This window comes from Borreliella bissettiae DN127 (genome assembly GCF_000222305.1).
Lineage (GTDB): Bacteria > Spirochaetota > Spirochaetia > Borreliales > Borreliaceae > Borreliella > Borreliella carolinensis.
In genome coordinates this window covers 171,194-194,491 of record NC_015921.1, presented here as the reverse complement: position 1 = coordinate 194,491, position 23,298 = coordinate 171,194, and the positions used below count along the sequence as shown (strand labels likewise).

26 protein-coding genes are annotated in these 23,298 nt (G+C 29.0%); 18 read left to right on the top strand and 8 right to left on the bottom strand.

Features of this window, described 5'->3' with window-relative positions; translation table 11 throughout:
* Nucleotide 1 precedes the first annotated feature (1 nt).
* On the bottom strand, nucleotides 2-1,075 hold the full coding sequence (prfA, locus tag BBIDN127_RS00940) for a peptide chain release factor 1 (protein WP_014023447.1): 1,074 nt from the start codon (nucleotides 1,073-1,075) through the stop codon (nucleotides 2-4).
* A gap of 336 nt (nucleotides 1,076-1,411) precedes the next feature.
* Between prfA and BBIDN127_RS00935 the strand changes: the two genes are divergently transcribed.
* The gene (locus BBIDN127_RS00935) at nucleotides 1,412-2,551 is read left to right on the top strand and encodes a tetratricopeptide repeat protein (RefSeq protein ID WP_014023446.1); all 1,140 of its coding nucleotides are present in this window, start codon (nucleotides 1,412-1,414) and stop codon (nucleotides 2,549-2,551) included.
* Nucleotides 2,548-3,357 (top strand): TatD family hydrolase, encoded by an 810-nt coding sequence (locus tag BBIDN127_RS00930; RefSeq protein ID WP_044054931.1) that lies wholly within the window; start codon nucleotides 2,548-2,550, stop codon nucleotides 3,355-3,357. Before BBIDN127_RS00935 ends, BBIDN127_RS00930 begins: the two co-directional genes overlap by 4 nt.
* 12 nt (nucleotides 3,358-3,369) lie before the next feature.
* Here the strand turns inward: BBIDN127_RS00930 and BBIDN127_RS00925 are convergent, their stop codons facing one another.
* Both BBIDN127_RS00925 and BBIDN127_RS00920 read right to left on the bottom strand, forming a co-directional pair.
* Entirely contained in the window at nucleotides 3,370-4,110 is a 741-nt protein-coding gene (locus BBIDN127_RS00925; RefSeq protein WP_014023444.1) for a hypothetical protein, read from the bottom strand.
* Nucleotide 4,111: 1 nt separating this feature from the next.
* Complete coding sequence (locus BBIDN127_RS00920; protein ID WP_014023443.1) at nucleotides 4,112-4,765, bottom strand: hypothetical protein; 654 nt, start codon at nucleotides 4,763-4,765, stop codon at nucleotides 4,112-4,114.
* Between the two features lie 204 nt (nucleotides 4,766-4,969).
* Between BBIDN127_RS00920 and infC the strand changes: the two genes are divergently transcribed.
* From infC to tsaB, 6 genes are all read left to right on the top strand, one after another.
* The gene (gene infC, locus BBIDN127_RS00915) at nucleotides 4,970-5,530 is read left to right on the top strand and encodes a translation initiation factor IF-3 (RefSeq protein WP_002556788.1); all 561 of its coding nucleotides are present in this window, start codon (nucleotides 4,970-4,972) and stop codon (nucleotides 5,528-5,530) included.
* A gap of 22 nt (nucleotides 5,531-5,552) precedes the next feature.
* On the top strand, nucleotides 5,553-5,753 hold the full coding sequence (gene rpmI / locus BBIDN127_RS00910) for a 50S ribosomal protein L35 (RefSeq protein ID WP_014023442.1): 201 nt from the start codon (nucleotides 5,553-5,555) through the stop codon (nucleotides 5,751-5,753).
* A gap of 20 nt (nucleotides 5,754-5,773) precedes the next feature.
* The gene (gene rplT, locus BBIDN127_RS00905) at nucleotides 5,774-6,121 is read left to right on the top strand and encodes a 50S ribosomal protein L20 (protein ID WP_014023441.1); all 348 of its coding nucleotides are present in this window, start codon (nucleotides 5,774-5,776) and stop codon (nucleotides 6,119-6,121) included.
* Between the two features lie 213 nt (nucleotides 6,122-6,334).
* Nucleotides 6,335-6,595: a hypothetical protein gene (locus BBIDN127_RS00900; RefSeq protein ID WP_014023440.1), complete on the top strand. Its 261-nt coding sequence runs from the start codon at nucleotides 6,335-6,337 to the stop codon at nucleotides 6,593-6,595.
* Nucleotides 6,592-7,005 carry a tRNA (adenosine(37)-N6)-threonylcarbamoyltransferase complex ATPase subunit type 1 TsaE gene (gene tsaE / locus BBIDN127_RS00895; RefSeq protein WP_014023439.1) on the top strand — a complete coding sequence of 138 codons (414 nt, stop codon included), beginning with the start codon at nucleotides 6,592-6,594 and terminating at the stop codon, nucleotides 7,003-7,005. Before BBIDN127_RS00900 ends, tsaE begins: the two co-directional genes overlap by 4 nt.
* On the top strand, nucleotides 6,998-7,651 hold the full coding sequence (gene tsaB / locus BBIDN127_RS00890; protein ID WP_014023438.1) for a tRNA (adenosine(37)-N6)-threonylcarbamoyltransferase complex dimerization subunit type 1 TsaB: 654 nt from the start codon (nucleotides 6,998-7,000) through the stop codon (nucleotides 7,649-7,651). The genes tsaE and tsaB overlap by 8 nt, the downstream gene beginning before the upstream one ends.
* Here tsaB and csrA read toward each other — a convergent pair.
* From csrA to BBIDN127_RS00865, 5 genes are read right to left on the bottom strand one after another with little or no spacing between them, the layout of a single operon-like run.
* On the bottom strand, nucleotides 7,635-7,880 hold the full coding sequence (gene csrA, locus BBIDN127_RS00885) for a carbon storage regulator CsrA (protein ID WP_014023437.1): 246 nt from the start codon (nucleotides 7,878-7,880) through the stop codon (nucleotides 7,635-7,637). The genes tsaB and csrA overlap by 17 nt on opposite strands.
* 2 nt (nucleotides 7,881-7,882) lie before the next feature.
* The gene (gene fliW / locus BBIDN127_RS00880) at nucleotides 7,883-8,275 is read right to left on the bottom strand and encodes a flagellar assembly protein FliW (protein ID WP_014023436.1); all 393 of its coding nucleotides are present in this window, start codon (nucleotides 8,273-8,275) and stop codon (nucleotides 7,883-7,885) included.
* A 1-nt stretch (nucleotide 8,276) separates the two neighbouring features.
* Nucleotides 8,277-9,551 (bottom strand): flagellar hook-associated protein 3, encoded by a 1,275-nt coding sequence (locus BBIDN127_RS00875; protein WP_014023435.1) that lies wholly within the window; start codon nucleotides 9,549-9,551, stop codon nucleotides 8,277-8,279.
* A 2-nt stretch (nucleotides 9,552-9,553) separates the two neighbouring features.
* Complete coding sequence (flgK, locus tag BBIDN127_RS00870) at nucleotides 9,554-11,437, bottom strand: flagellar hook-associated protein FlgK (protein ID WP_014023434.1); 1,884 nt, start codon at nucleotides 11,435-11,437, stop codon at nucleotides 9,554-9,556.
* Between the two features lie 11 nt (nucleotides 11,438-11,448).
* Nucleotides 11,449-11,943: a hypothetical protein gene (locus BBIDN127_RS00865; RefSeq protein ID WP_014023433.1), complete on the bottom strand. Its 495-nt coding sequence runs from the start codon at nucleotides 11,941-11,943 to the stop codon at nucleotides 11,449-11,451.
* An 83-nt stretch (nucleotides 11,944-12,026) separates the two neighbouring features.
* Here BBIDN127_RS00865 and mnmE point away from each other — a divergent pair, with 83 nt between their 5' ends.
* From mnmE to BBIDN127_RS00815, 10 genes are read left to right on the top strand one after another with little or no spacing between them, the layout of a single operon-like run.
* Entirely contained in the window at nucleotides 12,027-13,421 is a 1,395-nt protein-coding gene (gene mnmE, locus BBIDN127_RS00860; protein WP_014023432.1) for a tRNA uridine-5-carboxymethylaminomethyl(34) synthesis GTPase MnmE, read from the top strand.
* 2 nt (nucleotides 13,422-13,423) lie between these two features.
* The gene (mnmG, locus tag BBIDN127_RS00855) at nucleotides 13,424-15,289 is read left to right on the top strand and encodes a tRNA uridine-5-carboxymethylaminomethyl(34) synthesis enzyme MnmG (protein WP_014023431.1); all 1,866 of its coding nucleotides are present in this window, start codon (nucleotides 13,424-13,426) and stop codon (nucleotides 15,287-15,289) included.
* Nucleotides 15,286-15,912 carry a 16S rRNA (guanine(527)-N(7))-methyltransferase RsmG gene (rsmG, locus tag BBIDN127_RS00850; protein WP_014023430.1) on the top strand — a complete coding sequence of 209 codons (627 nt, stop codon included), beginning with the start codon at nucleotides 15,286-15,288 and terminating at the stop codon, nucleotides 15,910-15,912. Before mnmG ends, rsmG begins: the two co-directional genes overlap by 4 nt.
* Before the next feature lie 56 nt (nucleotides 15,913-15,968).
* Nucleotides 15,969-16,961, top strand: a complete 993-nt coding sequence (locus BBIDN127_RS00845; RefSeq protein WP_044054930.1) for an AAA family ATPase — start codon at nucleotides 15,969-15,971, stop codon at nucleotides 16,959-16,961.
* Nucleotides 16,962-16,975: 14 nt separating this feature from the next.
* Entirely contained in the window at nucleotides 16,976-17,851 is an 876-nt protein-coding gene (locus BBIDN127_RS00840) for a DUF58 domain-containing protein (protein WP_014023428.1), read from the top strand.
* 3 nt (nucleotides 17,852-17,854) lie between these two features.
* Entirely contained in the window at nucleotides 17,855-18,760 is a 906-nt protein-coding gene (locus BBIDN127_RS00835; RefSeq protein WP_014023427.1) for a hypothetical protein, read from the top strand.
* A complete protein-coding gene (locus tag BBIDN127_RS00830; RefSeq protein WP_014023426.1) occupies nucleotides 18,747-19,748 on the top strand; it encodes a vWA domain-containing protein in 1,002 nt (333 codons plus the stop codon). The genes BBIDN127_RS00835 and BBIDN127_RS00830 overlap by 14 nt, the downstream gene beginning before the upstream one ends.
* On the top strand, nucleotides 19,745-20,731 hold the full coding sequence (locus BBIDN127_RS00825; protein WP_014023425.1) for a vWA domain-containing protein: 987 nt from the start codon (nucleotides 19,745-19,747) through the stop codon (nucleotides 20,729-20,731). The genes BBIDN127_RS00830 and BBIDN127_RS00825 overlap by 4 nt, the downstream gene beginning before the upstream one ends.
* On the top strand, nucleotides 20,713-21,300 hold the full coding sequence (locus BBIDN127_RS00820; RefSeq protein WP_044054929.1) for a tetratricopeptide repeat protein: 588 nt from the start codon (nucleotides 20,713-20,715) through the stop codon (nucleotides 21,298-21,300). Before BBIDN127_RS00825 ends, BBIDN127_RS00820 begins: the two co-directional genes overlap by 19 nt.
* Entirely contained in the window at nucleotides 21,294-23,297 is a 2,004-nt protein-coding gene (locus tag BBIDN127_RS00815) for an SH3 domain-containing protein (RefSeq protein WP_014023423.1), read from the top strand. The genes BBIDN127_RS00820 and BBIDN127_RS00815 overlap by 7 nt, the downstream gene beginning before the upstream one ends.
* Nucleotide 23,298 lies beyond the last annotated feature (1 nt).

Below are 23,298 nucleotides of genomic sequence, written 5' to 3'. Positions count from 1 at the left end.
GCTAGATATTGCTGCTTTTTAATGTTTGTTCTTGAAGTTCTATCATCAAGGGATCAAGAAGTGGGTCAAGTTCTCCTTGCATAAATTCTTCTAATTTATAAAGAGTGATGTTTGCTCTATGATCCGTTATTCTATTTTGAGGAAAATTATAGGTCCTAATTCTTTCAGATCTATCTCCTGAGCCGACTTGTTGTTTTCTGTTGCTTGATCTTTGTTCTTGTTTTTTGGAATCTTCAAATTCATAAAGCCTTGCTCTTAATATTTTCATTGCTTGATCTTTGTTTTTATGTTGACTTCTTTCGTTTTGGCACTGTACAACAATTCCTGTTGGTAGATGTGTTATTCTGACTGCAGAATCAGTTGTGTTGACGTGTTGTCCACCAGCTCCAGACGATCTGTAAACATCAATTCTTAAATCTTTTTCATTGATATCAATTTCAGTTTCTTCAATATTGGGTAGCACCGCTACAGTAGCAGCCGAGGTTTGAAGCCTTCCGCTAGACTCTGTTATTGGGATTCTTTGCACTCTGTGAACACCGCTTTCGTATTTTAATTTTTTAAATACATCTTTTCCTTTAATTTCAAAGATTATTTCTTTAAATCCTCCAAGTTCTGTTTCATTGAAGTTTATGATTTCTGTTTTCCATTTTTTTTTCTCTGAATATTTTATATACATGCTATAAAGATTGTTTGCAAAAAGAGCAGCTTCTTCTCCGCCTGTTCCAGCCCTAATTTCAATTATTATGTTTTTGCTGTCATTTTCATCTTGAGGCAAAAGTAGTATTTTTATTTGCTGTTCAAGATCTTCTTTTTTTTTGTCTAGATCAATTAGTTCTTGTTTTATCAATTCTTTCATTTCTTGCTGATCTTCTTCTTCCAAGATGGTTTTGGTATCATTAATTTGACTTAGTATTTTCTCATATTCAATTTTTTTAGTATTTATTTTTTCTAAATATGTATATTCTTTTATTATCTTTGAATATTTTTTTTGATCTTTAATTAGATTTATATCTTGCAATTTTTCTTCTATCAACTTAATCTTACTTGTTGCTGAATTTAATTTTTCTAAAAGCATTATGATTTCTCCTGAAAGATAGTAATAGTTTATATTAATTTTAGGTTTTTTTGTTAGACTTTTTAATAAGTTTTGCGTTGATGTCTATGTTTATGTTTTATTTTAGTATTTTTTTCAAAACTGCTTTAATGAAATAAATAGAATAATCTTGATTAATAAAAATCAATTATATTTTTTCATGTTTTTTTATATAATGAATGTTATTAAGTTGGATATTAAAGTTAGATTAGGTTTTGTTGTATTTATATATAAATTGAGCTTTACGTATTATTATTTGTGGTGTGTTTGAGGTAGTTAAAGTTATATCTTTGATAAACCGATTTAAAAGGGGTATTTATGTTAAATGAAAAAATTTTGGATGCTTTAGAAGATCTCTCGAATATTTCTGATGATCAGCTTCTTGATGTCACTGAGAAATCAAAAAGAGGATATCAGTTGATCAAAGAAGAAAGGCTTTCTGAAGCAGAAAGTTTATTTTCTGATATCCTTGAAAAGGATAATGAGAATAATTATGCTCTTGTTGGGCTTGGAGACATTGAAAGGAAGAAGAATAATTACGACAAAGCAATAGTTTATTATCAAAAATGTCTTGTAAAGCATCCAAGCAATAATTATGCTCTTTTTGGACTTGGAGATTGTTACAGAAATTTAGATAATTATAAAAAAGCCACAGACATATGGGAAGAATATTTAAAATATGATCCTGAGAATATAACGGTTTTAACAAGAGTTGCGGCTTCTTACAGGAAGCTAAAAAATTTTCAAAAATCTAAGCAAACTTATCTTAAGGTAATGGAATTAATGCCTGAGAATGATTATGCGCTTGTAGGTATTGGCCATTTGTATTATGACTTTAAAGAATATAAAGAGGCTTTAAAGTATTGGCTTAAAATGTATGAATTAAATCAATCCAAAGTTGACGTTAGAGTATTAACTTCAATTGGCAATTGTTATCGCAAGCTAAGGGAATTTACCAGAGGAATTTATTTTTTTAAAAAAGCTTTAGAAATTTCACCTAGCAATTTTTATGCTGTTTTTGGACTTGCTGATTGTTATAGAGGGAATAAGGAGTACAAAGAGGCTTTAAAATATTGGCTTGATATTATTGAAAAAGATCCAAAAAATAATTTGGTTCTTACAAGAGTAGGAGATGCTTATCGCTATTTGAATGATTATGAAAATTCTCAAATTTATTATAAAAAGGCTCTTGATGTTGATTTTGATATGTTTGCCATACTTGGACTTGCTCTTATTCAAAAGGATCAGGGTAAATATGAAGAAGCATTAATAGCCATTAAAAGCTTAATTAAAAATAATCCTAAAAATTCGGCATTGTATGTTAATGCTGCTGAATGTTATGAAGCGTTGGGGCAGATTGAGAATGCCATTGATATTTTGTCAAGCTTTTTACATCTTGGTATGAAAAATATTATTGTTATTGACTACCTTGCAGCTCTTAGGAAAAAAATGGAATGATGGACTCTTTACTTGAAATTGAAAAATCTATTTTTTTTGATAAATTAATAGATACCCATGTTCATTTTTATGAATTAAAGAAAAGATCTTTGGACGTTAATTACATTATTAATGAATGTTTTAAAAACGGCTTTTCTTATTTTCTTGATGTCGGCTTGCATCCTAGTGATTTTAATGATAGAAAAGATCTTTTAAGTCCTTTTTCTAATGTGTTTTTAACGGCGGGTATTCATCCTTTAAATTTAAGTGATCACTTTAAAGATGATATTAAACAGCTTGAAAAAATTTTGATTAATGAAAATGTTGTTGCTGTTGGCGAGATTGGCCTTGATTATTTTAAAGCAGATAACAAGAAATTCCAAATTAAAGTTTTTGAAGAGCAATTATATTTGGCTTATAAATATAAAAAGCCAGTTATTTTGCATATAAGAGATGCCTATGATGATGTCTATAATATTGTAAGGTCTTTAAATTTTTTAAATAGGGGTATATTGCATTGTTATTCAGGAACTTATGAGCATGCTAAAAAATTTATTGATTTGGGATTTAAAGTTTCTTTTTCGGGTAATATAACTTTTAAAAATGCACAATCTTTAAGGATTCTTGTTGGCAAGTTAAATACCAACGATCTTTTAATAGAAACGGATAGTCCTTTTTTAGCTCCAGTACCATTGAGAGGTAAAATTAATTCACCTTTGTTTTTAGGATATGTATGTCTTGAGATTGCAAGGATTAAAAATTGCTCTGTTAATGATGTTGCTATTGCAGTATACAATAGTTTTAAAGATCTTTTATTGTTGCATTAAATTTAATCATTTTTATTGTTTGTAAATGCTAAATTCATATTGGAAGTTATTTTCAATGTCTTTTACTATTTTTATTAAATCAGGCTCTTTAAGAGTGATTATATATCGCAGCTTAATGATTTTTAAGTCTTTTCTTGTATTGCCAATTAATACAAATTTTATATTTTTGAAAAAGGGCGAATTTGATATTTTTTTTAAAATAATATTATTATCCCTTAAGGAGAATAATATTATTGTGTTTATTTGAGGAGTAATAAATGTTTGCATATAGGATATGTTTTTTTCGTTTATTAGGGTAATATTAGCATTTTTTTCTTTGCCCTTTTTTTCCAAGTATTCAAGGTCTTCGCTATTTAGAGATTTGTCTCTAAATATTAATGTTTTTTGCAAGTTTATTGATTTTTCGTTGAGCAGAAAATCAATAGATTTTTTTAGAGAAAATTTTATTTTTGATAGATAAAAAATTTTCTCTTTTAAAATTTCGTTATTTAGTATTTCATTATTTGATTTGTGCGTTAATAGTATTTTTTTTGTTGTTTTAAGCTTGTCTTTTGCAATTTCTAAATTTTTATCATTTATAAATAGTATTTCATTTTTTATGAATGGAGTTTTTTGAATTTCAAAAAAATATTCAGTTGCATCTGAGAAAATTATTGAATAATTAAATTGTTTTTCAGTAATGGAAGATTTTTTGCATCCTTGTGTTGAAATTGCTAAGAGCACCATTATAGCAAGTTTTTTTGGGACAGACATTTTATTTCCTAGTATACTTATTATTGATAGCTATAGATATTAAAACCAATCCAAGTATTATTAGTGCATAGATTCTCATATTGGTTAGAATTAATGTTTTTAAAATTGCAATAAATAATCCTAAAAATATAATAGGAGAAAGAATGATTTTGTATTCTTTTACCGAGTATTTTTGGCAGTTTTTAATTTTCTTTTCAAAGATTGTGGCTGAAAATATTAGCTCTATTGCATTAAGTATTGGCAATTCAATATATTCATAGATTCCAAAAATTTTGCTATTTAGAATTATTATTTCTAAGTTTTTAGAAAAAATTAGTCCAAATGTGAAATATATAAGAGTTGTTAATTTTTTTTTAAATAAAGAATTTTCATTTAGAGTAAAAAAAAATATAAATATTAATAGTGGGAATATATAGTAGTATAAATGTTCTTTGATAAATATTGAAATTCCCAGACTTATTCTTGATGTGTAATCTAATTCAAATGATCTGTATAGAATAAATTCCTGAGTTAAATAAAGGAAAGAAAACATTATTATTGCAAGAAATATTGCTAAAACATGGGCTTGGGTATTTTTTGTTTGACTTTGTCTTAACTTAATATCCATATAAATTTGTAATATTAGCGGTAGACTTATTAATAAAAATAAACTCATTGTAAGTACAATTCTACTTTTAAACGTTTTTTAAATCAATTGATTGATTAAAAACTTGTGTGATTTGGATATTTGTTTTATCAATGTTTTTAATTTTATTACTTTTTGTAAACATTATTCTTAGAATTTACTTTTTAGTGAATGTATAATAGAATTAAGTATTAATATTAATTATTAATTGATTTAGGAGTATATATTTTTTAAATGATAAATAGAAATGCCAATAGAGATAGGGATAGGTCCAGATCAAATGACAAGGAATTGAAAATTAATTACAGAATTAAGGCTCGTGAGGTAAGAGTTATTTTTGAAAATGGGACACAAGAAGTTTTATCGATTGAAGATGCTATTAAAAAAGCAAAGGAAGCTGGACTTGATTTGGTTGAGGTTTCTCCTAATGTATCTCCTCCGGTTTGTAAGATTATTGATTATGGGAAATATAAATTCCATCAAGAAAAGCGTCAAAAAGAGCAAAAGAAGAATCAAAAAGTAATTAAGCTTAAGGAAGTCAGAATGCAGCCCAAAATAGATGCTCATGACCTTGATTTTAAATCAAAAAACATTTTAGGTTTTCTAAAAGATGGAAATAAGGTTAAAGTTACAATAAGATTTAGAGGTCGTGAACTTGCTCACACATATTTAGGATATGGTATCTTGAATAGCATTCTTGAAAAAGTAGGGGATGTGAATTATGTTTTGGAATCTGCGGCTAAAATGGAAGGTAAAACAATGTTTTTGATTGTAGCACCTAAGTTTAAAAAATAAATATTAAATTAAAGGGGATGAAATGGCAAATAAAATGAAAACACGTAAAAGTGCAAAAAAAAGGTATTCTTTTACTGTAAATGGTAAAGTTAAGTATAAAAAACAAAATTTAAGGCATATTTTGACAAAAAAATCTTCTAAGCGCAAGAGAAATTTAAGAAAATCAGGCAATCTTTCTTCTTTTGAAGCTAAAAGAATTAAAACTTTATTACCTTATGGTTAAAATAATTTTAGGAGACAGATATGGCTAGAGCTAAAAACGGAACAGTGCACGTTGCAAGGCGTAAGAGAATTTTAAAAAAAACAAAAGGGTTTTGGGGTACAAAAAAGAGTAATTATAAAAAAGCTAAGGATACCTTAAGAAAGGGTATGATGTATGCTACAAGAGATAGAAAGGTTAGAAAAAGAGATTTTAGACGCTTGTGGATTTCAAGAATTTCGGCTGCTTTAAGTGATACTGGGGTTAATTATTCAAGATTTATTGAGGGTTTATTGAAGTCTAATATAAAAATTAATAGAAAAATTTTGTCTAATTTGGCGATTGAAGATGTTGAAGCTTTTAAAAAAATTGTTTTAGAAATAAGAAGATGAAAAATCAAAACTCCTGGGAGGTTTAATTTTAAGAATTAGAGTTATTTTTTTGCGACATCTCATAAAATTTAGGAATTTGAAGATTTTTAGTCAATGATAGCCAAAAGCAATTCAGAGGTTAAGAATAAAAATTCCGCCTTGAAAAATAGCGCTAAATAAAAATGTTCTTATGTTGGCTTTTTGGGAGTTTAATTTATTTTAAGGATTATTATTGTGCAGCTTATTTCTCTTAATAATATTGAAAAGCAAGAGAGCTTTATACACTATAGAAATGTATATTTTGCTGATGTTGTTTATAAGTATAATGACATCTTGGAAATCAAAAAAGTCAAATTTGTAATTGAGGCTACACCCTTAGGAAAAAAGCATGTAACTATTGATTTTATAGATTTTTTAAATTATCCTGTTTTAAAGCTAATGGTTGCAATTAAAAGGCATGTAATTGATTTGGAGTTTAAAGGTAAGCTTCCTTGATTTTAGAATTTAAATCAGAAAAAAAAATGATAAATTTTTCCAAATCTTTTTTTTATCCTTTACCAATTGGTAAAATATTTGCTTTAAGTGGTGATATGGGATCTGGAAAAACTAGTTTTTTAAAGGGACTTGCGCTTAACCTTGGAATTTCTTATTTTACAAGTCCAACTTATAATATTGTTAATGTTTATGATTTTGTAGATTTTAAATTCTATCATATTGATTTATATCGGGTGTTTTCTTTAGAAGAATTTGAGCTTGTTGGGGGATTAGAAATACTTATGGATCTTGACTCAATTATTGCTATTGAATGGCCACAAATTGCTTTGAGCATTGTTCCAAAAGACAGATTATTTTCTTTAACTTTTAAAATAGTCGATTCAGGCAGGGTTTTAGAATTTAATGATTAATACGCTTGCATTTGAATATTCATATAAAGCATTAATAGTTTATTTTAGAATTAATAATAAAAATTATTCATTGGTTAAACTTAAATCAAATTTTAATTTTAGTGTTCCAAAAATTTTCAATGATTTTATAATTAAAAATAATATAGATCTTAATCAAATTGAATTAATTATAAATTCTTGTGGTCCTGGTTCTTTTACTGGCCTTAGAATTAGTTTAAGTTTTGTCAAAGGTCTTGCTTTGGGTCTTTCTGTTCCTTTTGTCAATATTTCCACATTAGATGTTTTTGCAAATTTAGTTAAAAACAGTCCTAGTGTAATTGTATTAACTTTTACCGCAGGTAAATATTTTCTTGGGCATTATAAAAATTGCGAATTGATGGGGAAGATTTTGTGTTTTTCTAAGGAAGATTTGTTTTCTTATTTGAATCAGATTGATCCAAATTCAGTGCTTATTGGGAACAATCTTGAGAATGTTTCCAAAGAGTCCAATTATAAATTTAAAATCATTGAAAATTTAAGTTCGTTTGGAAAAATTTTGACAGAACTTGGGATAGCTAAATATTTAAAAAATTGCAAAAGTGATGATATTTTGTCAGGACCTCTTTACATAAGACAAAGTGATGCAGAGATTAATTTTCATTCTTGAAATAATGATTGAATAGGCTTTTAATTTTGCTTATATTATGCTTATCTTTTAGTAGTGATTTTTTATTTTCTTCTATAATAAATTCATAAATTTCAGATCTAAATATTTTAATGTTTTCAGGGGCTTTAATTGCTATTTTAACAGTATCCTTTTTTATCTCTAATATTAAAACTTCAATGTCAGAGTTTATTTTAATACTTTCATTTACTTTTCTTGACAATACCAGCATCTTTATTCCTTGAAAACTTTATGGTGCAGTGAGTAATTTTCATTTGTGCAGATAGCTTGTTTTCCAAGTAATTTTTTTTTGTTTATTATGATTGGTGCTTTTAGATTAGCTGTAATGTCTTTATAATCATTGACATGCATATTAATTATACATAGTATAACTTTTTCATCTTCTGCTTTTGCTTTAATATCTGACCAATCTTTTTCCTCGATACTTGGCAAGTATTCGCTTAAAAAATTAAAAGGAGATGTTACCAAAAAACTTACGTCTTTATTGATGGATTGCATGATAGAAAAAGGCTTATACTTAGAGTCTTTTATTATAAATTTTTTAATGTTTTCAAATCCAAGTATTCCTTCTGGAAAATCAAATTCTATACTTTTTTCATCGATCATTTTATTTTATAAAATCCAATAAAGTTGTTTGCATTATTTTAGCAGAGATTCCTATAGATACTTGATAAACTAAGCTTGCCATATTTAAATTAGTTATTGCTTTTGTTACATCAAGATCTGTGTATTGAACCATATCTTCTTTCATATCCGCAGCCTCTTTACTTATTCTTTCGTAGCTTCTATCAAGTCTATTTTCTTTTGCTCCAAGATCCGCAACGGATATAAGTAGTCTTTTTAAGCTCTCGTCAATTTCTGCTAGACTTCTGCTTCCAACAAGCTCTTCTTTGTTATTGTAAAGTGTGTCTCTAAGCTCAATAAGCGCATCGAAAATAGACCTGCTTCTTACCTCTGTGCTGCTAGAAAGGTTGTAAGGAGGCAGTTTGGTATCATTGTTTTTGGTAAGTATTCCAAGTGTTTGTAAAACATTTGAGTCTTTTTCTTCTGTTATCCAAATTTGGTGTGGAGTTGTAGTTTTAATAGACAATGAGTTTAAAACCGGATCAATGCTTGCTTCAACAGGTGCTGAAGATTCATTGATTTTTGCAACAATGTCAAGTGCAGTATCTCCGGCTGTTAGTCCTATCTCAACATTGTCAATATAAATTTTTGCATTTTCTTTTACGGCAAATCCATTAGTATTTATTGATGAGATAATATTTTGGTTTTGTAAGAAAAATATTACATTCCCAGGATAATTATTTGACATATGAATGTCATTGTATACCTCTGTTTTTTTTTCAGCTTGGTTGCCGTTGTATTCTACTTTGATTATTTGAGGGCCTGCGCCGTCTTTGCTTGTTTTGCTTATTTTGTTCTCTCTGGTTACTTTAAACGCTTCGCTATCAATTTTGGTCCCCGAGAATATGCTGTATCCATCAGGCCCCTTAGCGTTTGCTATTGCAACAACATCTTCAAGCAAAGCGTTTACTTCTTTTGATATCATTTTTTTGTCATCTGACTCATAAGTTCCGCTTGCTCCCTGAATTGCAATTTCTTTAGCTCGTGTTAAAATATTTGTAAGAGATTGTAAATATCCTTCTGTATACCTTAGTTTGCCCTTAGAAGTACTAATATTTTTTATGTATACATTAAGCTTAAATATGTCGTTATCTAGCCTTATTGCGTGAGTAACGCCTGTTGGATCGTTTCTTAGTTTTACAATCCTTTTGCCGCCTTTATATAAGTTTTCTAAAATTTTTGTAATTTTAGACTCTTGCTCTGCTGTAGAGGTTTTGAAATTTTCATATGTTAATGGATGACTTACTCTATTTATCATTCTTATACTCCCATTTTATTTATTACTGTGTCTATTAGTTCAACAGAAACAGTGATAAATTTACTTGCTGCAATAAATGCTTGTTGAAATTCGATCATGTTTGCAAGTTCTTCATCTTTGTTTACCCCAGAAATAGACATTCTTAGATCTGTTAAATCTTTTAATATTTGAGATTGGCTTTCTTTTGTGATTTCTGAAACTTGCCCTTTTATTGCTATATTTGATGCTGTATTTGCAAAGTAATCATTTAGTGTTAAATTTTTGCCAATCATAATTTGAGAATTTCCAAAAGAGGAGATTCTCAATGCTGCTTGGTTATCTCCAATAGATATTTCATTCGTTGGATTTTTAATTCCTGATGCTATTTTTGATGGATCTGAGTCTATTATGTCTGCAACTTTTATCCATGCTGCAGGATTTTTTAGAGGTGAGATTGAATAAGTTGATTTGGGTGCTAATTTGTCTGTTGTGTCAATATTTTTGTAATCATAGGCCCCCTCAGGTCCAGATGCATTTAATATTCCCGTATATTTTGTTAGAAATAATCCAGAATCTTCTATGTGTTTAATTTTAAATGTTATGTTTTCATCTTCTTGTTCTTTAACCGCTTTGATTTCAAGTTTACCTTCTGAGTTAATTCTTGCTGTAACTTGTGCGTTGGAATTATTTATTCTATTTATTACATCTTGAACTGTATCTGGAGCATTGTAAGTTATTTCTACAATTTCATTGCTATTTGTAGCCTCAAATTTAAGAGTTCCGTAAAATCCCAATTTTTCTTCTGGAAATATTTCGTTTGTGCTGTTAATTTTGAAAATATGAACGGAATCAAACTGGCCATTTCCGTTAGTATCATATCTGCCTCGATCATCAGTTAGTTTTAGTTCTTGAGAAAAAAAGCCCCTTCCATTTTTTTTGTCCATTCCGTGTCCTGCTTCATGTATTTCGTTAACAATCTCTATAATGTTGGCAGCCATATTATTTAGTTCACCGATTTCATTTTTAATCTCTTCATCTCTTATGTTAAGCAAAGATCCCAACTTTCCTGTTTTAAGGTAAGCTTTGTCATTATTTGCCCATAAAATGTTCCATCTAGTTCTGGTGGGCCCGTTTGTAGCTTCTAGTTTAAATTCATTTGCAATTGAACCTTGTACGAGGTGTCTTCCTTCTGAATGGATTAAAAATTCATTTGGATCTTGTTTGTTTTCAATTGACACACTTATTAAATTGCCTAATTTTTCAACCATTAAGTCTCTTGCATCCATTAAATCATTTGGATTGTCTTTCATTGCTTGGGACTTTGAAATTTGTTTATTAAGATTTGCAATGTTTCTAATGTAATTATTTGCCTCATCTGTTGTAATTTTTATTTCATCGTTTGCCATTATGTAAATTCTTTCAAGCGAATGGAATCTATTTCTTATTCCCTCGCAAAAAGATTTGCCTCTTTCCAGAATTATTTTTCTTTCTGCTAGGCCTTGTGGTTGATTTGCTAGGTCGTGCCAACTTTCCCAAAAATCATTTAATCTTTTTCTTATTGATTGATCCTCAGGTTCGTTATAAACATCTTCTAGCATTGATATAAACTTGTCTTGCGAATCCCAGTATCCTAGTCGGTGTGATTCTTCAATGATTCTTGTGTTAAGTAGTTCATCTTTTACTCTGTCTATAGACTGAACCACGATTCCCTGGCCCAATTGTCCTTGCTTTTTGGCTCTGTTTAATTGTGGAGCATAAAGAGGAATTTCGGTTTTCATTGTTACTCTTTGCCTTGAATATCCAGGTTTTGTAGCATTGGATAGATTGTGTCCAACTGTATTCATAGCATCTTTATGTGCAAATAAACTTCTTTTTCCAATTTCTATTCCTGAAAATGTTGAATCCACTCTAAACTCCTTTAAAGTTTTTTATTTATTAAAACGGAAGCTTCGTTTGAGCGTCCAAGTTTTGGCCCGTAAGGGTTTTTGTAAGTTACATTTTCTACGCTTTCTTGGATATCTTGAAATATTATTGCTAACATGTCAAGGGATGTGTTTACATAGTTTTGTATTATGTAATTTAAATTTTTGATATTCAGTATTCCAATTTTCAATTTGTGCAGATAGTCGTATATTTCTTGTTTGTAAATTGTAGTTAATTTTTCTACAGCTTCATAAGTTGACTTAAAGTTTTCATTTTTGGTGAATTTTTTCCAAATTTCGTCTCTTTTGCTTTCAATTTCTTTAAAACTTTCAAGTAATATTTTTGTTTTGTTTGAGACCTCTTTAAGCCCCATTTCATTTTTATTATCGATATTTTCTTTTATTTTTAAGTATGAATTATATATTTCTTCTACCAAGAGAAGTTCTTTTTTTAAAACTTCTTTTAGTTCAATTTCAAGTTTTGTTTTCATTTTTATAAAATTAATTATAAGCTATTATAAACATATTTACAAATCAATTTTGTCTTTTTTATTGTGTTATAATACATTAAGGTATGAGTAAGTTTTTTGAGAGAGATGATGATATTGTAGCTCTTGCAACTCCTTTTTTAAGTAGTGCTTTATGTGTTATTCGTAGCAGCGGCGCTTCTTCTATATCTAAATTTTCTAAAATCTTTTCAAATCCTTCAGCTCTCAATTCGGCATCTGGGAATACGATTCATTACGGTTATATATTAGATAATGAAAATGATTGCAAGGTAGATGAAGTTGTTGTTTGTTTGTATCGAGCACCAAAGAGCTTTACAGGGCAAGATGCTGTTGAAGTTATGGCGCATGGCTCTGTGATTGGGATTAAAAAGATTATAGATTTGTTTTTAAAAAGTGGGTTTAGAATGGCTGAGCCTGGTGAATTTACTTTACGGGCATTTCTTGCTAAGAAAATTGATCTTACAAAGGCAGAAGCAATTCATGAGATTATTTTTGCCAAGACTAATAAAACTTATTCTCTTGCAGTTAATAAACTTTCTGGTGCTTTGTTTGTTAAGATAGATACAATAAAAAAATGTATTTTAAATTTTCTATCGGCCGTTAGTGTTTATCTTGATTACGAGGTTGATGATCATGAGATTAGCATTCCTTTTAATTTAATTTTAAGTAGCAAAGCCGAACTTAAAAAATTAATTAACTCTTATAAGGTTTATGAAAAAATTGATCGCGGTGTTACTTTGGTTTTAGCAGGCTCTGTTAATGCTGGAAAGTCTTCGTTATTTAATTTGTTTCTCAAAAAAGATAGATCAATTGTCTCTTCATATCCAGGCACTACAAGAGATTATATTGAAGCAAGTTTTGAGCTTGATGGCATTTTATTTAATCTTTTTGATACAGCAGGACTCAGAGATGCTAATAATTTTGTTGAGAGATTAGGAATTGAAAAAAGTAATTCTTTAATAAAGGAAGCTTCTTTAGTGATTTATGTGATCGATGTTAGTTCAAATTTAACAAGAGATGATTTTTCATTTATTGATTCAAATAAATCTAATAGTAAAATATTGTTCGTTTTAAATAAGATAGATTTAAAGATAAATAAATCCATTGAAGAATTTGTTCGCTCAAAGGTTTTAAATTCTTCAAATTTAATAATGATTAGTACTAAAAATTTAGAAGGAATAGATATTCTTTATGACAAAATAAAGGCTTTAATCTCTTACGAGAGGGTGGAGATTGGACTTGATGATATAATAATATCGTCAAGTCGTCAGATGCAACTTTTAGAGAAAGCGTATGCTTTGATTTTAGATTTATTGAGTAAAATTGATCGCCAAGTAAGTTATGATATGTTGGCATTTGATGCTTATGAAATTATCAACTGTTTAGGGGAAATAACAGGAGAAGTTAGCAGTGAAGATGTTCTTGACAATATGTTTAAGAATTTTTGTTTGGGGAAATAAATATGGACTTTGACGCAATTGTTATTGGAGGGGGGCATGCAGGGATTGAAGCCGCTCTTGCTCTTTCAAGATTAAATTTTAAAACTTTAATGATTACTCAAAATTTAGACACAATAGGCAAGCTTTCTTGTAATCCTGCTATTGGTGGGCTTGCTAAGGGCAATATGGTTAGAGAAATTGATGCTCTTGGTGGTGAAATGGGCCGTATTATTGACTTTAGCATGATTCAGTTTAGAGTTTTAAACAAAAGTCGTGGTCCTGCAGTTCAAGCTCCGCGTGCTCAAGCTGATAAATTAATGTACCAAACCAAGGCCAAAGAAACTTTAGAACGTCAAGACAATCTTGATCTTTTCCAAGATACAGTTGTTGATTTTATTCTTAATTCTATGAGAAATGAAATTGAAGGTGTTGTTACAGAGAGAGGCAATAAGTTTAGATCAAGCGTTGTTGTGCTTACAACAGGGACGTTTCTTCGAGGTAAAATATTTATTGGGGAGTATAGAGCTGATATGGGCAGGCTTGCTGAATTTTCTGCTTATGGGCTTGATAAAACTTTGCTAAGCCTTGGATTTGAAATGGGCAGGCTTAAAACTGGTACTCCAGCAAGAATTCATAAAAAAAGTGTGGATTTTTCAAAGACCGAGGTTCAATTTGGAGATTCAGACATTATCCCCTTTTCTTTTTCAAATGGTAAGTTAGACAAATCTCAACTTTCATGTTATGTAACTTATACTAATAAAAAAACTCACGAAATAATTAGCAAGAATATGCATCTGTCACCCCTTTATTCTGGTGAGATTGTGGGAAATGGTCCAAGATATTGTCCTTCTATTGAGGATAAAATAGTAAAATTCAAAGATAGAGATAGGCATCAAATTTTTATTGAGCCTGAAGGGTTTAATACCGAAGAAATGTATCTTAATGGGCTTAGCTCTTCTTTGCCTGAAGATGTTCAGCAAAAATTGATTAACAGTATTGAAGGTCTTGAGCATGCTGTTATTACAAGGCCTGGTTATGCCGTTGAGTATGATTATATAAATCCAATTGAACTTTACCCAAATCTTGAGAGTAAAAGAGTCAAAGGACTTTTTATAGCAGGGCAGACCAACGGTTCTTCAGGATATGAAGAAGCGGCAGCTCAAGGGTTAATGGCTGGAATTAATGCTGCTCTTAAACTTCAAAATAAAAAGCCAATGATTTTAACAAGAACCAGTTCTTATATTGGAGTTCTTATTGACGATCTTGTTACCAAAGGCACTAAAGAACCTTACAGAATGTTTACCTCTAGAGCTGAGCACAGACTTAATTTAAGGCACGATACTAGCGACAAGCGTTTGATTAAGATTGGATATGATCTTGGGCTTGTTGATGAGGAGAGATATTCAAGATATCTTTTTAAAGAAAGGCGAGTTGAAGAGATAAAGGAGCTTTTAAAGCAAAGGCGTCTTAGCTTAAAAGATGTTGTTGATGAACAATTAAAAAAACATGTTAGTAAAGATTTTTACCATATTTTAAAAGATCCTTCTATTAGTTTGGATAATCTTATAAAGATTGATCCAAGTTTAAGTGATTCAAAAGTAATTTTGGAGCAGGTTGAATTAGATGTTAAATATGAAGGTTATATTAATAGACAAAAAGATTTGATTAAAAAACTTGATAATCTAGAATTTGTCAAACTTCCATTTGATTTTAATTATGAGATTATTGAAGGTCTTTCAAGGGAAGCCAGAGAGAAATTTTCCAAGGTTCAGCCAGCTACTCTTGCTCAAGCAAGTCGAATTCCTGGAATAAGAAGTACAGATATTACTGTTTTGTTAATATATTTTTCAAATCCTAAAAATAAGGTAGTTATAAATTTTTCTTTATGATAAGTGATATTGAATTTGCTTTGTCAGAACATAATTTGCAGTTTGTTTACAAAGATCTTGAGAAAATAAATTTATATATAAAGAGAATTTTGCTTTTAAATACAAGATTCAATTTAATTTCAAATAGTAATAGCAATTTTAGCTCTATTCTTAATTTACATGTTATAGATTCTCTTTTGGGATTGCCTACTGTTAAAGAGATTAATCCTTCTGAAATTCTTGACGTTGGAAGCGGTGCTGGATTTCCGGGTATTGTTTTGTCTATTTTTGATACTTCTAGGAAATATTATCTTTTAGAGAGAAGTAAAAAAAAGTCTACTTTTTTGAAAATGATGAAATTAGAACTTGATTTAGAAAATGTAAAAATTTTAGAATATGAAATTGAAAGAGAAAAAAAGAAGTATGAATTTATTACAATTAGAGCTTTTAGAAGTATGAATGAATATGCATTAATTTTAAAGAATCTTTTAAAGAGTGGGGGATTGATTATGGCATATAAGGGTAAATTTGATAGAATTAACCTTGAAGTCAATCAGATTAAAGATTTATTTAGCAAAATAGAAATAAAGTCTTTAAATTCAAAATTAAGAGTAGACAGAAATTTGGTTTTGCTTTACAGATAATATTATTATCGTTTTAGTTCAATTTATATTTTAGAGTTGTTTTGACTAGGAGTATTATGAAGAGTAGTTTTCAGATAGATTCGGAAGTAGAGAATGCGTTACATTTGATAAATAAATTTAGAAGAGAAGTTGCAAGCAGGGTTCTTGGTCAAAAAGAAATGATAGATGCTATTTTAATGGGTCTTTTAACAGATGGGCATGTTTTGCTTGAAGGGGTTCCGGGGCTTGCCAAGACTCTTGCAATTCAAACCGTATCTGATGTTCTTGATCTTGAATTTAAGCGCATACAGTTTACCCCAGATCTTTTACCATCCGACCTTACTGGTAATATGGTTTATAAAAGTGCTACAGGCACTTTTAAGGTTAGAAAAGGTCCAGTGTTTTCAAATGTTATTTTAGCAGATGAGATCAATAGGGCTCCTGCAAAAGTTCAGTCTGCTCTTCTTGAGGCTATGGGAGAAAGACAAGTTACTCTTGGAGACGAAACCCACAGACTCCCAGATCCGTTTTTTGTTCTTGCTACTCAAAATCCAATAGAGCAAGAGGGAACTTATAATTTGCCAGAATCCCAACTTGATAGATTTTTATTAAAAGTTAATGTTCATTATCCATCAGTGCAGGACGAAGTAAGGCTTTTGAAAATATTTTCAGTAGATGGGCGCCTTGAGAATATTAAAGTTGCAAAGGTGATGAATGCTTATTCTTTGGCTGATATTAAGAGAACGGTTGGTAGAGTAAAAGTTGATGATAAAATAATGCTTTATATTGTTACTTTAATCTCAGCATCTCGCGAGAGAGATAAAAAAACTTATCCGTTTGCCAAATATATTGAATTTGGCGCATCTCCCAGGGCTTCTCTTAGTTTATTAAAGTGTGCTCGAGTTAATGCTCTTTATGAGGGGCGAATATTTGTTCTGCCAGAAGATGTCAAAGCCGTTGCCCACAGCGTATTAAGGCACAGAATTACACCATCTTATGAGGCAGAGGTAGAGGAAATGAGCATTGATGATATTATTAGAATGCTTCTTTCTGCTGTAGCGCTTCCTTAGGGAATAATTTTGAAATGATGCAAGATAATGAGATAAGTAGTAGTACTAAAACTAGAATAAAAGCTTTAAAGTTCTTTTCAAGAAAAATGCTTTCAGAGCTTAATTTTGGTGGTTATCGTTCAATTTTTAAAGGTCTTGGTCTTGAATTTCATGAATTTAGGCCGTATGAAGATTCTGATGATGCTAGATTTATTGATTGGAATGTGAGCTCAAAAGCCGATAGCATTTTTTCAAAGGTTTTCAAAGAAGATAGGGGAATGAATCTTCATCTTCTTGTTGATAATTCACTTTCCATGAGCTTGGGAAACAAGGTAAATAAAAAGGATGTTCAAGATTTGTTGGTTTCCATTTTTGCGCATATGGCATTTTTTAATAATGATAAAATAGGAGTTACTTTTTTTTCAAGTGGAACAGACAAGTTTATACCCTCTAGCAAGGGTCATTCGCACTTGGGATTGATATTAAGTGAAACGGTTAATAGAAATCTTAAGCCGGGTAGCAGCTTGGCTTATATTTTTAAAAATACAGCAGAATATTATAAAAAAAGATCTTTAGTTATAATTATTTCTGATTTTAAGGCAAATGCTTATTTTAAATCTTTAAATGTTTTGAGCAAGAGACACAATGTTATTGCTATAAGAATTTCAGATTTTTTTGATGAAAATTTTCCTAAAATTGGGACTTTGATTTGTGAAGATATTGAAACTGGAGAAAATTTTTTAGTTTCAGGGTTTAGCAAATCAACATTAAGTGGTTATAAAAACTATTGGACGCTTGATAAAATAAAATGGAAAAAAGAATGTATTAAAAAAAATATTAATTTTATTGAGATTGATACTAAAGAAGATGTTTTTAAAAAACTTAAAATTCTTCTTAAAAAGGGACAATAGATTTTGAAGAGAGTTATTTCAAATCTTTTTCTTTTTTTAACCCTATCTTTGTATTCTTATGAAATAAAAAATGAAATATTTATGCCAACTCGTTATTATGTGGGTGATTCTGTTGATTTTAAAGTTTCATTAATTTTAAATAATGGTGAAGAGTTTTTTCCTGTAGATTTTAAAGATATTAATATTAAAGATGAATTTGTTGAAGTAAATTCGATTAGTTTTAATGACACAACAAATGAAATAATAGTTAATTTTGTTTCTTTTTATATTGGAAGCAGTTCTCTTCCTTCTATTTATATTGGGGATGTAATTAGTAGTGGCAAGAGAAACAAGATTATTCTAAAGAATATAAAAATTAATACAGATAAACTAGTATCTAATAATTCTGATTTTAAAATTAAAAATATAGAAGGCGTTTTATTTATTCCTGGGACAAGCACCTATTTATTTTTATTTATTCTTGTTTTGTTTTTGATTCCTTATTTGATTATTAAACTTTTAAAACTTTTAAATCGGCTTTTGATTTACTTGATAGTTAAGCACAGACTTAGAAAGCCTTACAAAGTATTGCAGAGGCAGTTTGTTATTTTATCTAAATACGTTAGAGAGGGCGGAGATCAGAGTGCATTTTATAATTTAATAAATTCTTCTTTAAGAGTTTATTTATCTAAGAAAACCGGCTTTGATTTTAATGCGATTACTACAACAGAAATTTCTGTAATTTTGCAAGATCTTAAGGTACCTTATGAGATTCGTTCAATTTTTATTAATACGTTAAGACTTTCTGATTTTAGTAAATTTAGTGGTGTTGATTTAGTATTTGATAGTTTGTCGTTTGTTTTAGAGGATTTAAGAACTGCAGCATCTAATTTTGAAGAATTTAATAGAGGTGCTAATGTTAACATTTAATGAGCCTTTATATTTGTTTTTATTAGTCATTTTTCCTTTAATAATTTATTTTAATCATTTTTTTAAAAATAGAGGGGGCAAGATAAAATTTCCAATATCGCTTTATGGTAATTTTAACTCTTTAAAACTTAAGGACTATAGATTAAATTTTATGTATTTTTTTACTTATTCTTTTTTATATTTAGCTGCAATGGTTATGGTGTTTGCTCTAGCAGGTCCTTCAGTTTCAAAAAAGAAATTGATACATCTTAGTGCTGGTGCTGACATTGTCATTGTTCTTGACATATCGCCTAGTATGGGGGCCGTTGAGTTTTCTTCTAAGAATAGACTTGAGTTTTCAAAAGAATTGATTAGAAGTTTTATTTCTCAACGCGAAAATGATAATATTGGTTTGGTAGCTTTTGCAAAAGATGCTTCAATAGTTGTGCCCATAACAACGGATAGGGAGTTTTTTAATAAAAAGTTAGATGATATTTATATCATGGATCTTGGCAATGGCTCTGCTTTAGGATTGGGCATTTCTATTGCGCTTTCTCATTTAAAGCATTCTGAGGCTCTTAAAAGATCAATAGTGGTTTTAACAGATGGGGTTGTTAATTCAGATGAGATTTATAAAGATCAAGTGATCAATCTTGCTCAAGGTTTAAATGTTAAGATTTATTCTATTGGCATTGGAAGTTCTGAGGAATTTAGTGTTGATTTCAAATTAAGATCTGGAAAATTTTATCAAGGAAGTCTTAAAGAGGTTTATGATCCTAGTATGCTTGTTGAGATTTCAAATAAAACGGGGGGGCTTTTTTATTCGGTTAATGATGATTTTTCTTTTCAATTTGCAATTCAAGATTTTTCAAAAAAGGAAAATTTAGAGAGAAAAATCAAAATAGCTGTGGACAATAAAGATATTTATAAAGAATTTTTAGTTTTAGCGCTTTGCTTATTACTTATTTATTTTATTTTTTCAAAAATTTTCTTAAAAGAGATACTATGAGTATAAATAATTTTAATGCTTTATACTTTTTTTTAATTTTATTGTTTATTTTTTTTGTATGTGTTTTTGATTTTAGACGAAATATTCCATTTTTTAAAACCTTAAGCTTTATGTATGGGGACAATTCCTATATTCAAAATTACTACATTAAAAAAGTTCTCATGTCAATGTTTTTTATTTTTAGCTTGATTTTTTTAATTTTATCCATTTTGGATATTTCTTGGGGACAAAAAGCTGTTGAGGATGAGAGAAGTAAATTGAGAATTTCTTTTATTTTTGATATTTCTCGTAGTATGTTAAGTGTGGATGAAGGTAAAATTATTAATAGGCTTGAGAGCGCTAAAAATATGATTAGTTTGATTTTAAGTAATTTTGAGAATGCAGAATATTCTCTTACTATTTTTAAAGGCAAGTCTATATTGGCTTTACCTTTTTCTAAGGATAAAAATAGTTTAAATAAGATGTTAAATTATATAGATCCTGATTTAATAAGCTCTCCTGGGAGTTTTTTAGGAGATGCTGTTTTTAGTGTAGTCTCCAATGTGCAGGATGACTCTTATTATAATTTTTTAGTTATTTTAACAGATGGTGATGATTGGGGAGAAAATAATTATTATAGGTTTTCTAAATTTGTCAATAATTTAAAGTTGGAAAGTTTTGTGGTTGGGATTGGCGGGAGTAATCCCGTTTTATTTAATCAAAATTTAAGCATTAAAGATAAAAATGGAAATCTTGTTAAAACCGGGTTAAATGAAGAAAATTTACTTCTTCTTGCCTCTTCTCTTAAGGGATCATATTATAACCTGTATTTAAAAGGGATTAACTTTGTTGTCAATGATATAAGAAATGGTATAATAAGAAGAACGTCAAACGACATTATACTTGTTGATGTGTCAAGATATAAAATTTTTTTGGTTATTTCATTGTTGTTTATTTTTATGTATTTATTTGTCAGGATGATAAAGTGGGACGAAACTTTTTAGCGGTTTTATATTCTTGCTTTTTGTGTTTAGGTTTTTTGTCTTGTTCAAATGTCAAGTCTATGTCTTTAATGGCTATTGGCAATTATGAATATGTTAGAGGAAATTATCAAAATGCAATTTCAAATTATTATAATCTTGTAGATGATAAAAAATATTCTGCTTGGGGATATTACAATCTTGGCGTTGTATATTATTCTTTAGGTGAGTATGAAAGTTCTCTTAGAATATTCTCTTATGCAAAGAAGACCGATGATGTTTTTTTAAATTTTAATGTCAATTATAACGAGGGAATAATATACTATAATCAAGGACTTTATCATAAGGCCGAGATGGCTTTTAAGGAAGCTTTAAAGATTAATCCTGGCAGTTATAATGCTAAATATAATCTTGAGCTTGCAATAATAAAAAAACGAACGGTGCGTGATAGTTTGAATTCTTTAAGTGTAGAAAAAAGTAAAAATTTTGTTGAAAGTAATGAAAATTTTTTAAGGTATATTGAAAATCTTGAGAGGGTTGTATGGTTGAGAAAAATAGACGAGAATTTAGTTGTTCCAAAAGAAGATTGGTAATATTTTTTATTTATTTTTTTTCAATCGCAAGACTTTATTCGCTTACGGGTATTGATTTTATTAAAAATATTAAAGTTTTAAAGGGTGATAAATTTATTCAGATTGTAAGGCTTAATAATCCTTTGCAAGATATTGACATAAGTTTGCTAAAAGTTGAAATAAACAAAGAAGTTCAATCCAATTCCAATGTTTTATCAATATCCAGAACAACAGATAATAACTTTTCTTTTATTGAGATTAAAGTTGAATATCTTTTTGAGAGTTTGGGATTTATTAAGATTCCCCCATTAAAAGTAATTTATAAGGGTGATTTTTATCTATCTTCAGAAGTTGAAGTTAGTGTGCTAAGAGCGGATGAAATAAATTCTTTTGGGCTGCCGGTTGATTTATATTGGGATCTTGATAAAAAAGAGGTTTATGAATATCAAAGCATTGGGCTTGTTTTGCGCTCAAATTGGCTTTCAGATAGCAATTCTAATGAAATGTCTGGATTTTTGCCTGCTATTAAGGATGCAATGGTTGAAAAGATGCCTATATTTGGGGATATTAAATATAGAACTTTTCATAATAAAGAAATTTTAGATGTACCTTTTTATAACTTTGTGCTAACTCCTCTTAAGGGTTCAAAAAATGTTTTGATTCCTAGTTTTTCTTTTAATATTGATTCTGGCCTTGTTAGAAATACCCCTGAGCTTTTATTAAAAGTTAAACCGATTCCCGGGGAAGTTAAATCTTTAGCGGTAGGAACGTTTAGAATTGATTATGAGACTCCGAATTATTCGATCATTAAGCAAGATATATTTACTATTTTAATAAAAATTACAGGTCAAGGGAATTTCCCACATTTTTACTTTCCAGAGATTGAAACTTATAATTCTAAAATTCTTAATCAAAAGAAAAATTATAATTTTAAGCCCTCTAAAAGCGGATACAAGGGTAGTATTTCTCAAATTTATACAGTTAAACCTGATACTAAAGGTAGTGTATTTTTAAATATTAGTGATTTTAATTATTTAAATCCCGATAATGATACAGTTTATACCCTTAAAGGGAAAAAATTGAAGTACGAATATTCAGGAGAGTTTAATAATATAAACAAAATACAAAATAATGTAGATTCTGAGTTTAAACTATTATCTTATGTTGATATTTTGAATTACAAAAATAAAACTTTTTTATTTTTTGTTTCATACTATTATTTATTTTTGATTCCAGGATTTTTATTATCTTTAGTCATTTTAATTAACTATAAAAAATTTTTTGTAGCATCAAGTTTTGGACTGGTTATTTTAATATTGGCTGTTGGTATTAGTTTAAATGCTGTAAATGATGGTTTATTGTCAGAGAAAAATATAAATGATTTGATTGAAAACTATAATACTAAAAATTATGATGCTGCGCTTATCAAGATTGATAATATTCTTAAAAAATATCCAAATTATTCAGGACTTTGGTTAAATAGAGCTCTTGTTTTAAGTAAAATGGATAGAGATTTTGATGCTATTTATTCAGCTTATAAGGCATTTTTGGCTGCTCCAAATAATGAAGCTTCTTACAAGGTTATTGATTTGATTGAAGCTAAAAATGGGGTTACAGATAATGTTCGTAACAATAGTTTTATTTTTTCTAATATTTTTTTTATTATTAGCTTATTTTTGATTAATTTTTTAATTGTGTCTATTTCTTATAAATTTTTGGCAAAAAATTTGAAAAAAATAGTTATATTTTTACTTTTTTCTGCGACTTGTTTTACTATATTTGAAACATATTATTTTTATTCTGAGCAACAATCTGAGGTAGGAATAATTAAAGGTGATTTAGTTTCTCTTTATAAAGTTCCTGACAATTTTTCAAGGAGTTGGAGATTTTTAAAAGGAAATGCAAGTGTTTATATTCTTGACAGCAAAGACGATTTTGTTCTTATTGAAACAAGTTATGGGCTTCAAGGCTGGATTCACAAGAATTTTGTTGTGTCCTTAAAAGATGATTTGATTTAAA

What these genes read in the sequence shown, in the direction of transcription:
- prfA (WP_014023447.1), bottom strand. Translation starts at nt 1,075, where the DNA reads ATGCTTTTAGAAAAATTAAATTCAGCAACAAGTAAGATTAAGTTGATA.
- BBIDN127_RS00935 (WP_014023446.1), top strand. Translation starts at nt 1,412, where the DNA reads ATGTTAAATGAAAAAATTTTGGATGCTTTAGAAGATCTCTCGAATATT.
- BBIDN127_RS00930 (WP_044054931.1), top strand. Translation starts at nt 2,548, where the DNA reads ATGATGGACTCTTTACTTGAAATTGAAAAATCTATTTTTTTTGATAAA.
- BBIDN127_RS00925 (WP_014023444.1), bottom strand. Translation starts at nt 4,110, where the DNA reads ATGTCTGTCCCAAAAAAACTTGCTATAATGGTGCTCTTAGCAATTTCA.
- BBIDN127_RS00920 (WP_014023443.1), bottom strand. Translation starts at nt 4,765, where the DNA reads ATGAGTTTATTTTTATTAATAAGTCTACCGCTAATATTACAAATTTAT.
- infC (WP_002556788.1), top strand. Translation starts at nt 4,970, where the DNA reads ATGATAAATAGAAATGCCAATAGAGATAGGGATAGGTCCAGATCAAAT.
- rpmI (WP_014023442.1), top strand. Translation starts at nt 5,553, where the DNA reads ATGGCAAATAAAATGAAAACACGTAAAAGTGCAAAAAAAAGGTATTCT.
- rplT (WP_014023441.1), top strand. Translation starts at nt 5,774, where the DNA reads ATGGCTAGAGCTAAAAACGGAACAGTGCACGTTGCAAGGCGTAAGAGA.
- tsaB (WP_014023438.1), top strand. Translation starts at nt 6,998, where the DNA reads ATGATTAATACGCTTGCATTTGAATATTCATATAAAGCATTAATAGTT.
- csrA (WP_014023437.1), bottom strand. Translation starts at nt 7,880, where the DNA reads ATGCTGGTATTGTCAAGAAAAGTAAATGAAAGTATTAAAATAAACTCT.
- fliW (WP_014023436.1), bottom strand. Translation starts at nt 8,275, where the DNA reads ATGATCGATGAAAAAAGTATAGAATTTGATTTTCCAGAAGGAATACTT.
- BBIDN127_RS00875 (WP_014023435.1), bottom strand. Translation starts at nt 9,551, where the DNA reads ATGATAAATAGAGTAAGTCATCCATTAACATATGAAAATTTCAAAACC.
- BBIDN127_RS00865 (WP_014023433.1), bottom strand. Translation starts at nt 11,943, where the DNA reads ATGAAAACAAAACTTGAAATTGAACTAAAAGAAGTTTTAAAAAAAGAA.
- mnmE (WP_014023432.1), top strand. Translation starts at nt 12,027, where the DNA reads ATGAGTAAGTTTTTTGAGAGAGATGATGATATTGTAGCTCTTGCAACT.
- mnmG (WP_014023431.1), top strand. Translation starts at nt 13,424, where the DNA reads ATGGACTTTGACGCAATTGTTATTGGAGGGGGGCATGCAGGGATTGAA.
- rsmG (WP_014023430.1), top strand. Translation starts at nt 15,286, where the DNA reads ATGATAAGTGATATTGAATTTGCTTTGTCAGAACATAATTTGCAGTTT.
- BBIDN127_RS00845 (WP_044054930.1), top strand. Translation starts at nt 15,969, where the DNA reads ATGAAGAGTAGTTTTCAGATAGATTCGGAAGTAGAGAATGCGTTACAT.
- BBIDN127_RS00840 (WP_014023428.1), top strand. Translation starts at nt 16,976, where the DNA reads ATGATGCAAGATAATGAGATAAGTAGTAGTACTAAAACTAGAATAAAA.
- BBIDN127_RS00830 (WP_014023426.1), top strand. Translation starts at nt 18,747, where the DNA reads ATGTTAACATTTAATGAGCCTTTATATTTGTTTTTATTAGTCATTTTT.
- BBIDN127_RS00825 (WP_014023425.1), top strand. Translation starts at nt 19,745, where the DNA reads ATGAGTATAAATAATTTTAATGCTTTATACTTTTTTTTAATTTTATTG.